The sequence below is a fragment of the Kordia sp. SMS9 genome (assembly GCF_003352465.1).
Classification (GTDB): Bacteria; Bacteroidota; Bacteroidia; order Flavobacteriales; family Flavobacteriaceae; genus Kordia.
Window position 1 is genome coordinate 300,232 of sequence record NZ_CP031153.1, and the last position, 13,449, is coordinate 313,680.

Annotated in this window: 15 protein-coding genes; 1 reads left to right on the top strand and 14 read right to left on the bottom strand. The window is 37.5% G+C overall.

Annotated features, from left to right (window positions below; all coding sequences use genetic code 11):
• Nucleotides 1-158: 158 nt before the first annotated feature.
• The 12 genes from pcaF to KORDIASMS9_RS01400 form a co-directional block, all read right to left on the bottom strand.
• Nucleotides 159-1,370 carry a 3-oxoadipyl-CoA thiolase gene (pcaF, locus tag KORDIASMS9_RS01345; protein ID WP_114901118.1) on the bottom strand — a complete coding sequence of 404 codons (1,212 nt, stop codon included), beginning with the start codon at nucleotides 1,368-1,370 and terminating at the stop codon, nucleotides 159-161.
• Between the two features lie 177 nt (nucleotides 1,371-1,547).
• Nucleotides 1,548-1,910: a four helix bundle protein gene (locus KORDIASMS9_RS01350; protein ID WP_114901119.1), complete on the bottom strand. Its 363-nt coding sequence runs from the start codon at nucleotides 1,908-1,910 to the stop codon at nucleotides 1,548-1,550.
• A 36-nt stretch (nucleotides 1,911-1,946) separates the two neighbouring features.
• On the bottom strand, nucleotides 1,947-2,351 hold the full coding sequence (locus KORDIASMS9_RS01355) for a PaaI family thioesterase (RefSeq protein WP_114901120.1): 405 nt from the start codon (nucleotides 2,349-2,351) through the stop codon (nucleotides 1,947-1,949).
• A 54-nt stretch (nucleotides 2,352-2,405) separates the two neighbouring features.
• Nucleotides 2,406-2,726 (bottom strand): hypothetical protein, encoded by a 321-nt coding sequence (locus KORDIASMS9_RS01360; protein WP_114901121.1) that lies wholly within the window; start codon nucleotides 2,724-2,726, stop codon nucleotides 2,406-2,408.
• A complete protein-coding gene (locus KORDIASMS9_RS01365) occupies nucleotides 2,726-3,919 on the bottom strand; it encodes a 3-hydroxyacyl-CoA dehydrogenase NAD-binding domain-containing protein (protein WP_114901122.1) in 1,194 nt (397 codons plus the stop codon). The genes KORDIASMS9_RS01360 and KORDIASMS9_RS01365 overlap by 1 nt, the downstream gene beginning before the upstream one ends.
• A gap of 92 nt (nucleotides 3,920-4,011) precedes the next feature.
• Nucleotides 4,012-4,797 (bottom strand): enoyl-CoA hydratase-related protein, encoded by a 786-nt coding sequence (locus KORDIASMS9_RS01370; RefSeq protein WP_114901123.1) that lies wholly within the window; start codon nucleotides 4,795-4,797, stop codon nucleotides 4,012-4,014.
• 102 nt (nucleotides 4,798-4,899) lie between these two features.
• Nucleotides 4,900-5,400: a 1,2-phenylacetyl-CoA epoxidase subunit PaaD gene (gene paaD, locus KORDIASMS9_RS01375; RefSeq protein ID WP_114901124.1), complete on the bottom strand. Its 501-nt coding sequence runs from the start codon at nucleotides 5,398-5,400 to the stop codon at nucleotides 4,900-4,902.
• A 125-nt stretch (nucleotides 5,401-5,525) separates the two neighbouring features.
• On the bottom strand, nucleotides 5,526-6,278 hold the full coding sequence (gene paaC, locus KORDIASMS9_RS01380; protein WP_114901125.1) for a 1,2-phenylacetyl-CoA epoxidase subunit PaaC: 753 nt from the start codon (nucleotides 6,276-6,278) through the stop codon (nucleotides 5,526-5,528).
• A gap of 113 nt (nucleotides 6,279-6,391) precedes the next feature.
• Nucleotides 6,392-6,676 (bottom strand): 1,2-phenylacetyl-CoA epoxidase subunit PaaB, encoded by a 285-nt coding sequence (gene paaB / locus KORDIASMS9_RS01385; protein WP_114901126.1) that lies wholly within the window; start codon nucleotides 6,674-6,676, stop codon nucleotides 6,392-6,394.
• Between the two features lie 68 nt (nucleotides 6,677-6,744).
• Nucleotides 6,745-7,731, bottom strand: a complete 987-nt coding sequence (paaA, locus tag KORDIASMS9_RS01390; protein ID WP_114901127.1) for a 1,2-phenylacetyl-CoA epoxidase subunit PaaA — start codon at nucleotides 7,729-7,731, stop codon at nucleotides 6,745-6,747.
• A gap of 328 nt (nucleotides 7,732-8,059) precedes the next feature.
• Complete coding sequence (gene paaE / locus KORDIASMS9_RS01395) at nucleotides 8,060-9,133, bottom strand: 1,2-phenylacetyl-CoA epoxidase subunit PaaE (RefSeq protein ID WP_114901128.1); 1,074 nt, start codon at nucleotides 9,131-9,133, stop codon at nucleotides 8,060-8,062.
• A 484-nt stretch (nucleotides 9,134-9,617) separates the two neighbouring features.
• Entirely contained in the window at nucleotides 9,618-10,193 is a 576-nt protein-coding gene (locus KORDIASMS9_RS01400; protein WP_114901129.1) for a TetR/AcrR family transcriptional regulator, read from the bottom strand.
• Between the two features lie 108 nt (nucleotides 10,194-10,301).
• On the opposite strand from KORDIASMS9_RS01400, the gene KORDIASMS9_RS01405 reads away from it, so the two are divergent.
• Nucleotides 10,302-12,050, top strand: a complete 1,749-nt coding sequence (locus KORDIASMS9_RS01405; protein WP_114901130.1) for an aromatic amino acid hydroxylase — start codon at nucleotides 10,302-10,304, stop codon at nucleotides 12,048-12,050.
• A gap of 148 nt (nucleotides 12,051-12,198) precedes the next feature.
• Here the strand turns inward: KORDIASMS9_RS01405 and KORDIASMS9_RS01410 are convergent, their stop codons facing one another.
• Together KORDIASMS9_RS01410 and KORDIASMS9_RS01415 are read right to left on the bottom strand one after the other, a co-directional pair.
• Complete coding sequence (locus KORDIASMS9_RS01410) at nucleotides 12,199-12,387, bottom strand: hypothetical protein (protein WP_114901131.1); 189 nt, start codon at nucleotides 12,385-12,387, stop codon at nucleotides 12,199-12,201.
• A gap of 109 nt (nucleotides 12,388-12,496) precedes the next feature.
• Nucleotides 12,497-13,447: a GSCFA domain-containing protein gene (locus KORDIASMS9_RS01415; protein WP_114901132.1), complete on the bottom strand. Its 951-nt coding sequence runs from the start codon at nucleotides 13,445-13,447 to the stop codon at nucleotides 12,497-12,499.
• Nucleotides 13,448-13,449 lie beyond the last annotated feature (2 nt).

Sequence of the window (13,449 nt, forward strand, 5' to 3'; positions counted from 1 at the left end):
TTGAGGCGGCATCCTTTTTTGCTTTGAGCAGATTGCCAAAACAATTTACAAATTTGTCTCACAATGACCGAATTTTAAAAAAGATATAGCCGAAAGCGCGACCGCAAAAGTTCACTTCGAGTGCCTCAGTGAACTTTTGGGGGAACGCCCAAATTATTTTACCTATTTACATTTTCAATGATGGCTGCATAGCCTTGTCCGACACCGATACACATGGTGATGAGCGCATAACGCTTGCCCGTTTCCTGCAATTGCAATGCCGCAGAATACGCAATACGCGTTCCTGTAACGCCGAGTGGATGTCCGATCGCAATAGCGCCACCATTTGGATTGATTCGCGCGTCGTCGTCTGCCAATCCCCATGCGCGAATGCAAGCTAAACTTTGTGCTGCAAAGGCTTCATTGAGTTCTATAATGTCCATATCGTTCATGGTTAATCCCGCTTTTTCAAGTGCTTTGTTGGACGCATTTACAGGGCCAATTCCCATGATACGCGGTTCCACACCTACAACCGCCGAACTCACGATGCGCGCCATCGGTTTGAGATTGTATCTTTTGACAGCCGCTTCGGAAGCAATGATCGTTGCAGCCGCGCCGTCGTTGAGTCCAGAAGCATTTCCTGCGGTAACGCTTCCACCTTCTTTTTTGAATGCAGCTCTTAGTTTGGCTAAGATTTCTGGTGTTGTGGTTGGTTTTATGAATTCATCTTGATTGAAAATGATCGGATCTTTTTTACGTTGTGGGATTTCCACAGCGACAATTTCTTTGGCTAAGCGTCCAGATGTTTGCGCTTTGGTTGCTTTCATTTGACTTCTGTACGCAAATGCATCTTGATCTTCGCGTGAGATGTTGTATTTTTCTACGAGATTTTCTGCTGTGACGCCCATTCCGTCCGTACCATACGCAGCGTGCATTTTTGGATTGATGAATCGCCATCCAAAACTTGTGTCGTACATTTTAGCATCGGTTCCGAAAGCGCTAGATGGTTTTGCAATTGCGTACGGTCCGCGTGTCATGTTTTCCACGCCGCCTGCAATGAATAGATCGCCGTCACCAGCTTTGATCGCGCGATTTGCGTGAATGATGGCAGAGAGTCCAGAACTACACAATCTGTTGACTGTTTCGCCAGGAACTGTGTGTGGCAATCCTGCTAATAGTGACGACATGCGTGCTACATTCCGATTGTCTTCACCTGCTTGATTGGCACAACCGATGATGACATCGTCATACGCGTCTTTTGGAATGTTTGGATTGCGATCCGTCACTTCTTTGATGACCAATGCGCCTAAATCGTCTACACGTGTGGTTGCCAATGATCCTTTGAATTTTCCTATGGGAGTTCTGACTCCGTCTATGATGTATGATTCCATGCTTGAAATGCTAAATTTTAAATGCTAAATTTTAAATATAAAAGTGGTTGGTATTGCTTCTATTTAAAATTTTTGCTCTTTGTTTCTTGTTTAATGTAAAATGTAAAACTCTAAATATAAAATGTTAAAGTGTCGTTTGGATTATTAAATCCTATTTAGTGTTTTCTTATTTATATATTAGTTTTTGTTTGATGTTTTTATACTTGTTGTAAAGATAGCTACTAATTCGCTGCACTCTTTTTGATTTTTTTCAAACTCAATCTTGTTATTTACTAAGTTTGCTTCTACCATAATTTCCATATTCACTTGAGATTCTCGTAATTCTTTTAGACATATTTTCATTTTATGAATGAAATCTCTCTTTGACTCAGCCGATTGAGCTTCTCCATAGTTTAACGCTGCTGAAGTTGACGAACGAATCAATTGTTTTATTAAATGCTCAGATGCATATTCTTTTTTTAAAGCAGAAGAATTGACGATAACATTTGCTGAAAATTTCACCAAACGTTTTTGTAAGTCATATTGTTTCTTTTTTTCCACTTTTACATTTTTTATTTTAAATTTTACATTTAGAGTTTATGTCCAATCTTTTTGAGTTCGATACACAACGCCTTTGAATAATGCAATGAGTTCGTCGCCACGTTTGACTTCGATGATGTTGAAACCGAGTTTGTTTTTTACTTTTTCTATGACTGATTCTGCTACTATATAATCTCCTTCTTCTAGCGCTTCTATATGATTGATCGACGTTTCAATAGAAACCGCATATTTTCCATGTGTGTTTGCAGCAAAACCAAATGCTGTGTCTGCCAACGAATAACTGATGCCGCCATGTGCTTTACCCATACTGTTGAGCATGTCTTTTTTGACCGTTAACCCAACTTTACATCTTCCTATTTCACATTCTAAAATTTCAATTCCGAGCCATGTACTGAATGGATCGAGACTGAGCATTTTGTGGGGTATTTTTTCTCCTTGCATGTTTTGAATTATAAATGTTGAATGCTAAATTTTAAATTATAGTCATCTTACATTTTATTTTTTATTGTTATAAATTGTTGTTGTCTGTCTTATTGATTTTGTCTCTAATATTTTATTTAATTCATCTTCATTATCACATTCAATTAGCAATCCTACATTTCTAGTTTTTATTTCAATATAACCAGTAGACATTGGAAGAGTAAAGTAATCAACAGCAATAACTTTTCTGATCAACGTTTCACCTTCAATTTCAAATTCTATATAATTTCCAGTTTCTAATTCTCCATAATATTTTACATCAATAATTCCTGTTAATACAAGTCCTTTTGCTACTTTAAACTTATCTTCTATTTGTACATTTAAAAGCTTTTCCATTAAAAAAAAGTCTTCCCATTTCTTAGCATTTTCCTAAGCAATGAAGAACAACGATAACGATCTTCATGGTATTCGTCGTATAAAGCATCTAAAGTTTGCACACACCAATCGATTCCTTTTTCATCTGCCCAAGCTAATAGTCCTTTTGGATAGTTTACTCCTTTAGTCATGGCGTTGTCTATGTCTTCTGCGGAAGCGATATTTAAGAATAAAGCGTCTGCTGCTTCGTTGATGAGCATGACTAAAACGCGGTTGAATATTTGTTGTGATAATTCACTATTATGAGATTCTGCATTTCGACTCCGCTCAATGTCAGCGCTCAACGTGATACGTTTTCCGTTTTCATCGTAGTCGTAATAGCCTTTTCCTGTTTTTCTTCCGAGATATCCTGCTTCTGATAAGCGTTTTTGAGTGAATGATGGTTTGTATCTTGAGTCAAAATAGAATGCTGTAAATACGGTTTCGGTTACGGTGTAGTTTACGTCGTTTCCTATGAAATCCATGAGTTCAAAAGGTCCCATACGGAATTTACCGAGTGTTTTTAAAGCATTGTCAATGGTTTCAAAGTCTGCAATTCCTTCTTCATAGATTCGTAAAGATTCTCCGTAAAAAGGTCGTGCCACTCTGTTTACAATGAATCCTGGGGTGTCTTTTGCTACAGCAACTACTTTTTTCCAATCGGCAATGGTTTTAGTTGCTTTGTCTACTACTTCTTTTGAGGTTTGAATGGCAGGAATCACCTCAACTAGTTTCATTAATGGTGCTGGATTGAAGAAGTGAATTCCGATGCAGCGTTCAGGCTTTTGCAATGCTGAAGCGATAGAGGCAATAGACAATGACGACGTATTGGAAGCAATGATTGCTTCTTCAGAAAGATAGGTTTCTAGTTCTGAAAATACTTTTTGTTTGATGTCTAGATTTTCAACAATGGCTTCAATGGTTATATCAGAATCTCCCAACTCTTTGAGTGTATTGACATAGGAAATGTTTTCTTGAATACGTTCTTTTTCAGCTTCGTCAATACGTCCTTTTTGAATGAGACGATTTAGTATTTTTTCTAAAGCGGCTTTACTTTTGTCTAAAGCGGTTTGTTTGGTGTCGTATAGTTTGACCATGCATCCTGCGGTTGATGCGACTTGTGCAATTCCACTTCCCATGGTTCCTGAGCCTATTATTCCTACGTTTTTAATCATAAATTATAAATGTTAAATTATAAATGTTAAATGTCTATATATTCACCTTTTACATTTACTATTTAAACTTTTAGATTTTGCGGTTTGATATTTTATTTCCCTTTAAAATTAGGTAGACGTTTTTCAACAAATGAAGCAACACCTTCGCGGTAGTCTTCTGATTCGCTCGCTTCTATTTGATGTTTTGATTCTAACGCAAGTTGTGATTCTAAATCGTTACTTAATGATTGATTCAGTACTTTTTTAGTTAACCCAAGAGCTTTTGTGGGCATTTTTGCGAGTTTTTCCGCCAAAGCGGTTACATCGTCTTTGAACGTTTCTAGCGGCAATATTTTGTATAACATTCCTAAGCGTTCTGCTTCTACTGCGCCAATTTTGTCACCTAACATCATTAAGGCGGATGCTTTTTGGAATCCGATGAGTCGTGGTAAGAAGAATGTTCCTGCGCTGTCTGGAATGAGTCCGATTTTACTAAATGCTTGAATGAAACTCACTTTTTCATGTGCTACTACAATGTCACATGCCAGCGCAATGTTTGCTCCAGCTCCAGCTGCCACACCGTTTATTGCTCCAATAATTGGTTTTTCAATGTTTCGAATTCGCTGAATGATAGGATTGTAGTGTTCTTCTAGTATTTTTTTGAATCCCGGGTTGAGTTCTGGATGTGTAACTTCTTTTAAGTCTTGTCCTGCGCAAAATGCTTTTCCTTCTCCCGTTAATACGATTGCGCGCACTTCGTCATTTTGTTCGCATTGATCTAGTGTATCTTGTAAACGCAATGCCATTTCACGATTGAAACTATTGAATACTTCAGGACGATTGAGCGTAATGTACGCTACGTTATTTTGAATGGTTATTTTGATTGATTGGTCACTCATAAGTAATGTAAAATATAAAATAATAAAGTCTAAATGTAAAAGTCTAGTTCATAATAAAGTATCAGATTTACATTTACTATTTAAAATTTTGCGGTTTATTGTTTATTTAAGGCATTTAAAATAGTCAAAAGGTTCTAAGCAGTCTTCACATTTGAATAATGCTTTGCAAGCTGTAGAACCAAATTGACTGACTAGTTTTGTATTGGTTGAATTACAGTTGGTACATTTTACAATGCGTTTATCACCTAACAATGCTTCTTTGTCTGCATCAGGATTTAATGGTGGCGCAATTCCATATTCACGTAATGCTTTGCGTCCGCGTTCGGTAATCCAATCGGTTGTCCATGCTGGCACTAAAATTAGTTTTACGTTGGATTCATATCCGTTTTCTTTTAGTGCTTTGGCAATATCATCACCGATCACATCCATTGCGGGACAGCCAGAATACGTTGGTGTGATACTAACTTCTACAATTCCATTGATCAATGTAGCCGAACGTACCACGCCCATATCCATGATAGAAAGTACAGGAATTTCAGGATCCGATACTTTCTCTAAGATGGGAATGAGTTCCTCGTCTATATGTTGATTGGTTGCGAGCATCTATTGATTTTTCGGTTTTGGGTTTTAAGTGTTTGGTTTTTATTCTTGCTTTTTAGTTTATTTGGATTCCTGCCTTCACTTCCATAAACTCAGCAACCACGCAGGAATGACAGACGAAAGCTTCTCTACCATTTCATGTTTGGATACGCTCTTTGCATATATTGCATGTCTGCGAGTAAGTATCCCATATGTTCTGTATGAATTCCTGCTTTTCCGCCTTTTTGAAAATAGTTACTTTCCGGAACAGTAAGTGTTGCTTCTTCTAGTAATGATGTTACTTTTTCGTAATACGCATCTTTAAGTGTAGATACGTCTATAGCAATTCCTTCTTCTGCTAATACTTTTGCATCTTCAGTAACTTCAAATAATTCGTTGGTGTACGTCCAAAGTCCGTCAATAGCGGCTTGCATTTTCGCATAACTTTCTTCAGTTCCATCACCTAAACGTTTGATCCAATCGCCAGTGAAACGTACGTGATACGATACTTCTTTGATTGATTTTTTTGCAATGGCACTTAACGTCATGTCTTGACTGAATTGTAATTTCTCTAACAATAGCAAGTGAAAGACATCAAATAAATATTGTCTTGCTACTGTATATGCAAAATCACGATTTGGCTGTTCTACTAATAATACGTTTTTGTATTCACGTTCGTAACGTAGGAATGCAATGCTGTCTTCTGTAGCGCCTTCACCTTTGATATCTGCTGCGTATTGGAAATAACTACGTGTTTGTCCAAATAAATCCAAAGAGATGTTAGTACACGCAATATCGGTTTCCAAACTTGGTCCGTGACCACATAATTCTCCCAAACGCTGCCCTGCGATTAAGCAATTATCTGCTAGTTCGAGAATGTAATTGTATAGGGTTGTTTTCATATTTATTTCCCGTGAAAACGAGAATCTTTTTATTATTAAACTTCATAGTACACTTCGACTCCGCTCAGTGTACGAATTACAGATTCCCGCCTTCGCGGGAATGGCACTTTGTGTCACATATGCTTAATCTCATCCGGCAACGTATAAAACGTTGGATGACGATAGACTTTGTCTTGTGCAGGTTCAAATAATTCTCCGTTGTTTTCGGGATTGGATGCTGTGATATTTTTGGATTCCACTACCCAAATGCTTACACCTTCGCTTCTACGCGTGTATACATCTCTTGCATTTTCTAATGCCATTTCTGCATCAGCGGCGTGAAGACTTCCAAAGTGTCTGTGTTCCAATCCGTTTTTACTTCTGACGAATATTTCCCAAAGAGGCCAATTTTTTTCCATTTTTATAGTATTGAGTATTGAGATTGTAGAATTGAGATTACTATCTATACTACCTTTTCAATAGTTTTTTATACAGCTTTCGCTGAATTTTCTTTTTTAATTTGTTGCTTTTCTGCATACGCCATTGCTGCATCGCGAACCCACGTTCCTTCTTCCCATGCACCTACTCTCGCATTCATACGTTCTTTGTTGCACGGTCCGTGTCCTTTGACTACTTGCCAAAATTCATCCCAGTCAATTTCTCCAAAATCGTAATGACCTGTTTCTTCATTCCATTTTAAGTCTGGATCAGGAACTGTTAATCCTAAGATGTCTGCTTGTGGAACCGTTTGGTCGATGAATTGTTGACGTAATTCGTCATTCGTTTTACGCTTGAGTTTCCATTTCATGGATTGTGCCGTGTGAACCGATTCAGCATCTGTTGGACCTAACATCATTAATGATGGCCACCACCAACGGTTTAGTGCGTCTTGTGCCATTTGCTTTTGCACTTCTGTTCCATTGCAAAGTGTCATCATGATTTCGAACCCTTGACGTTGGTGAAAACTTTCTTCTTTACATACACGAATCATCGCTCTTGCATACGGTCCGTATGAAGTGTTACATAATGGTACTTGATTGATGATGGCGGCTCCATCTACCAACCAACCAATAGCTCCCATGTCTGCCCAAGTTACCGTTGGATAGTTGAAGATACTTGAGTATTTTGCTTTTCCAGAATGTAATTGCTCGTAGAGTTCGTTACGAGAGATGCCTAAGGTTTCGCATGCGCTGTATAAATATAATCCGTGACCAGCTTCGTCTTGCACTTTGGCTAGTAAAGCTACTTTTCTTCGCAATGAAGGCGCTCTGGTAATCCAGTTACCTTCTGGCAACATTCCAACGATTTCAGAGTGTGCATGTTGCGATATTTGTCTGATATGTGTTTTCCTATATTTTTCAGGCATCCAGTCTTTTGGTTCTATTTTTTGGTCATTTGCAATGCGCTGCTCAAAGATTTCCTCTAAGCTTCGACTACGCTCTGCTCCTAAGTTTTTTAATTGTGCTTCACTCATAGTTCTGAATTTTAATGTTGTTTTTGTAATCGTTCTGTATATACCATTGGATTACTATTCTTTTTCTTTTTTGTTACTCGCTCGCTTCGAGTGTCTCAACGAGCTTTGTTTTCGCGTTAGGGATTGAGGCGGCATCCTTTTTTCTTTGTTACGTCATTACGAGGAGTAAGCGACGAAGTAATCTGCTTCTTTTTGGCAGATTGCCACAACAAATTAAAACTTTGTCTCGCAATAACGATATCTAAAAAAGATATAGCCGAAAGCCCGACCACAAAAGTTCACTGAGGCACTCGAAGTGAACTTTTGTGGGAACGCTCAAATTATTTATCTACACGTCAAAATCGACTACGACTTTTTCTGTGGTTGGAACAGCTTGACACGAAAGTACCAATCCGCTCGCAAGTTCTTCTTCTATTAATGCATAGTTGACTTTCATTTCAACCGAACCTTCCACGACTCTACATTTACAAGTACTACAAACGCCGCCTTTACAAGCAAATGGCAAATCGGCTCCAGCGGCTAATGCGCCATCAAGAATGTTATCGTATTCGTTTTCCATGATGAAATGGAGCTCTTTTCCGCCATCAATGATCGTGACATCCGTTCCATCAACTTTTTGTTCTAATATTTCTGCAATGTGTGCGTTTGATTCTTTTTTATCTCCTGAAAAGAACAGTTCGTAATGAATGTTTTCTTTTGGCAATCCCGCAGCTTCCAATTCGTCTCTGATGAGAAAGATCATTTCTTCTGGACCACAAATAAAACAATCGGCTGTGTCCTTAATATCAATGAACATGTTGGTGAGCAGTTGAATTTTTTCTGGTGTGAAACGTCCGTTTAAAAATTCAATATCTCGTTGCTCTTTTGTTAAGAAATAGAAGACGTTGAAACGCTCTAAGTATTTGTTTTTCAGCTGTTCTATCTCTTCTTTAAAGATAATAGATTTTACCGTGCGATTCAAGTAAAAAAGCTTGAATGTACTTTCTGGCTCTAATTCTAAATGTGTTTTGATGATGGAGAGCATCGGTGTAATTCCGCTTCCTGCGGCAAAAGCAATGTAATTTTTCTTCCCTTTTGGATCAACTTCTACGAAAAACCGACCTGCTGGCGCCATTAATTCGAGTGTGTCGCCTGCTTTTAATTCTGTGTTGGCATAGGTAGAAAATTTTCCGCCTGGAATTTGCTTTACCGCTACTTTCCATTCGCTATCCACAGGACTTGAACATAAGGAATACGATCTGCGCACATCTTCATCATTGATCATTTTTCGGAGTGTTAGGTATTGTCCTTGCGTATAATGGAATTCTTCCTGAAGATTCTCAGGAATGTCGAATGTGATTACGGTACAGTCTGAAGTTTCTTTGTATACTTCCGCGACTTTAATTTCATGAAACTTTGCCATGCAATAGTTAGTTGTTTTTTACAAAACTAACAATTGTTAGTTTGACTTACAACTAATTTTTTGTTAAATAGTATCAATCAAGAGTTTATACCCGTTTCACCTTATAATTATTTAATAAAAAGAGCGCAAATTGCGCTCTTTTCTGTATTTATACCAATTATACATCATTTTATGTGTAAATTGGTATTAGTCTAGTACTCTACGTACATGTCCGGTCACATGTTTGTTGATTACAGGAATGCCCTTCGCAGGTTAAACAGGTTTGTTCTTGTATACATGAGTTACTTCCTGGCGGTGGTGGCGGTCCGCCAGCAACAATAGCATTCAGATTTGAGATACTGTATTTTTTAAATCTCAAATCACTGGTAGGTTTTTTTTTCATTACGGTAGATTTAAAAAATTTGCATTGCAAATATAAGTAAGTAAAAACTTATTAAATTATGGGTTTTCGCTATTTCTTTTAGTGTTAAAGTGTAGTTTCTTTTTACTTTGCTATTCCAGTAAGCAATACTTTACCGAGTGCATGAAGTAAATCCTCTTGGCGAATTTCTTCTTTTTTTGGAATCCACAAGTAGAGTGAGCGCAGTGTGGAAAGTATAGAAAATAAGATGATTTCTGGGTTTACTGCTTTTAGTTCTTGTTTTTCGATGCCTTGTTTTAAGATTTGTCGGAAGCTTTCTTCATAGTTTCTTCGCAGTTGTAAGTAGTAGTCAATTTTTTCTTCTAAATGCATCCAATCATTGTTCATTGTTGCCATTCTGGAAGGATTTTTCATGGTAATTTTAACATGCAACCCGATGATTTTTTCGAGTTTTTCAATGCTGCTGAGTTCTGCATTCACAATTTCTGCCATTCCTTCTGTAAAATCTTCTCCGATTTTGATAATAATTTCGGAAAGAATTTGTTGTTTGGATTGAATATGATTGTACAAACTTGCTGCTTTGATGCCCATTGCTTGGGCAATATCACGCATGGTCACTGCACTATAGCCTTTCTTTTTGAATAAGATTTCGGCTGTTTGTACGATTTCTTCTTTTCGCGTTATTGGTTTCTTCGTCATGAACTCTTTTTTTGTGTATCAAGATACATATTTTATAAATTACGTTGAATTTTTATATTTTATTGCTTTGCTATTTTATGATTTAATAGCTTTGTGAAAACTTGCCTCATGAACGAGAATATTGAAACCAACCCGCTTTTAGAGAGACTTCCTCCGCATTTACAACAGTATATGAAACCGCAAAATTATGAGGAGTATACACCTATTAATCAAGCTGTTTGGCGCTATGTGATGCGAAAGAGTGTTTCGTATTTGAGTTCAGTAGCACACGAATCCTATTTGGATGGTTTGCAGAAAACGGGAATTTCCATTGATGAAATTCCAAGCATGTATGGCATGAACCGTATTTTGAAAGAGATTGGTTGGGCAGCTGTTGCTGTTGATGGTTTTATTCCGCCAAACGCATTTATGGAGTTTCAAGCATATAAAGTGTTGGTCATTGCCAGTGATATTCGTCAGTTGGAACATATTTCATATACACCTGCTCCCGATATTATTCACGAAGCGGCTGGGCACGCACCTATTATTGCCAATCCAGATTATGCAGAATATTTACGTCGTTTTGGTGAAATTGGTGCGAAAGCTATTTTGTCTGCACATGATAATGACATGTATGAAGCGGTTCGAAAATTATCTATTTTGAAAGAAGCACCAGATACGTCAGAAACAATACTTGAAGCTGCCGAAGAACGCGTGAACGAATTGCAAGCCAAGAAAGTAGAATTGTCGGAAATGGCAATGATTCGAAATTTACATTGGTGGACGGTTGAATATGGTTTGATTGGCGATGTAGAAAATCCGAAAATCTATGGCGCAGGTTTGTTATCGTCTATCGGGGAAAGCAAATGGTGCATGTCTGATGAAGTGAAAAAGATTCCGTATTCGGTTGATGCTGCATATCAAGAGTTTGACATTACCAAACCACAACCGCAATTGTATGTAACACCCGATTTTTCATACTTGATGCAAGTGTTGGAAGAGTTTGCGGAAACCATGGCATTGCGAAAAGGTGGTTTTCGTGGGTTGCGAAAATTAATAGCCTCAAAGAAGATTGGAACAATTGAGTTGAGCACAGGTTTGCAAGTTTCTGGTGTTTTCACGGAAATGATCAAGAATGAAGATAATGAAGTCGTCTTTTTTAGAACGGAAGGTCCAACGGCATTGTCCAATCGTGAGAAAGAGTTGATTGGTCATGGTGTGACGATGCATGCGCATGGTTTTAGTTCGCCTTTAGGCAAATTGAAAGGCATTAATTTAGCGATTGAAGATATGAGTCCACGCGATTTGAAAGCGTATAATTTTTACGATGGCGAACGTATTTCTTTTGAATATGAAAGCGGCATTAAAGTCGATGGCTTAAACGTTACAGGAATTCGAAATATCTATGGAAAGTTGATTTTGATTCAGTTTACCGATTGCACGGTTACCTACGGAGATCGCATATTGTTTCAACCTGAATATGGTACGTTTGATTTGGCGTTGGGGAAAAACATTGTGTCCGCCTTTGCGGGTGCTGCCGATTACCGTTCGTTTGATATGTTGCATTTTAAATCGGAAACCTTAACGGTGAAAGTTCCGAAATCGAAAGATGATGAAGCTTTGGAGCAATTGTACGCACAAGTTCGAGATGTGAGAACTGGAAAAGACATGACAACTTCATTGAAAAGTATTTTCAAAAAACTCACTAAAAAGCATCCCAAAGATTGGCTGTTGTTGATTGAATTGTATGAATTGACCATTGATCAACCGGAGTTACAACGCGCTATTTTACTCCGTTTACAAACCATTCAAACAGAACGCCCAGAAACGACACAATTGATTCGTGATGGTGTGGATTTGGTGAATTCAAATGCCTAGATTGTTAGCTACGCTTAGGTCAGAATTATACCAAACAGCAAAGGTCAGAATGACTTCCGACCTTTTTAATTTAGCACTACAGCAGTTGTAAATATGCAAAGTGTTTTTTGAAATTTAGCGAACTACAGTATGTGTATTGTCAATCAATTTAACATAAACAATCTGTAAATTTAGTATTACAAGTGTTTCCAGCAGTTTGACAATCTGAACCTTCTGTGTCTGGTCCTGGACAAATAAGTCTACTGTCGTATGGATTTCCACCTTTTACAGAGAAATTGCGCAAGTTAGAAATTGATTTTTTTCTTAGTTGCAAATTTTTTAAATTCTGTTTTTTCATAACTTTAATTTTTTAGTTTCTTTTTCATCATAAAAATAATTTAACTAAAAAATAGTCATTTACGGTATTCCCTTACTTAACTATAAATTAAGAAGTTACAATAAAATTGTTAAAATTTCATAAAAGGAAACTGTTGTTGCAGTTTTTCAATTTTAGCGTGAAGATGTGCTAAAAATTGTTGGTGTTGTGTCGATTCAGGGTTGAACGGTTTGTGCGCCAATCCTTTTTGAATAGTATCCACTGTTTTCATCGTTTGTTCACTTTCGTGCGAAATCCAAGCGTGCTGAAATTTCTCCCAAATGTAATCAATAGCAATTTTGTTAGGATGAATCATGTCGTCCGCGTAAAAACGATAATCGCGCAATTCGTCCATCATCAATTCATAGGAAGGAAAGTAATGCACCAAATGTCGTTTGGATATATGTTGATGAATTCCCGTTAGTAAATGTGCTTTGCTCCGTTGATTTTCCACAAAACCATCTTTTATGTGTCGCACAGGCGAAACTGTAAAAAGTACAGTTATTTTCGGATTGATGCTTTTGAGCAATACCACACAATTTTCAACACTTTCTGAAACCTCATCTACCGTTAAAAGTTCTTTTAAAAATTGTTTTTGCGGGACTTTGTGGCAATTCGCGACACGCATATCCGTTTCAATATGACGATACGTCCACGCAGTTCCTAAAGTAATAATGATGTGTGAAGCAGTGAGGATATATTTGTACGTTTCCGCTACAACGGTATTTAAATTGTGCAACAATATATTTTTGTCTGCGTGACTCAATTCAGAATGTGCTTCAAAACAATGCCAACGTTCGTTTACATAGAAAATATCAGCTTTTGTAAACACTTCATGGTTGATTGCTTTCAGAATGACATTTTCGATCGCTTTAGGGTGAAATAAGATTCCCAACGGATTTTGAAACGTTTTAAATTTAAAGTACGACAACTTCTCACCTATATGTTCCGAAAAACAAGAACCCAATAAACATATATTGGATTCGTAGTTTATTGGGTTGTGTGGTTCTTTTACAAACGGAATGTTGGTTTGCAACAACATAT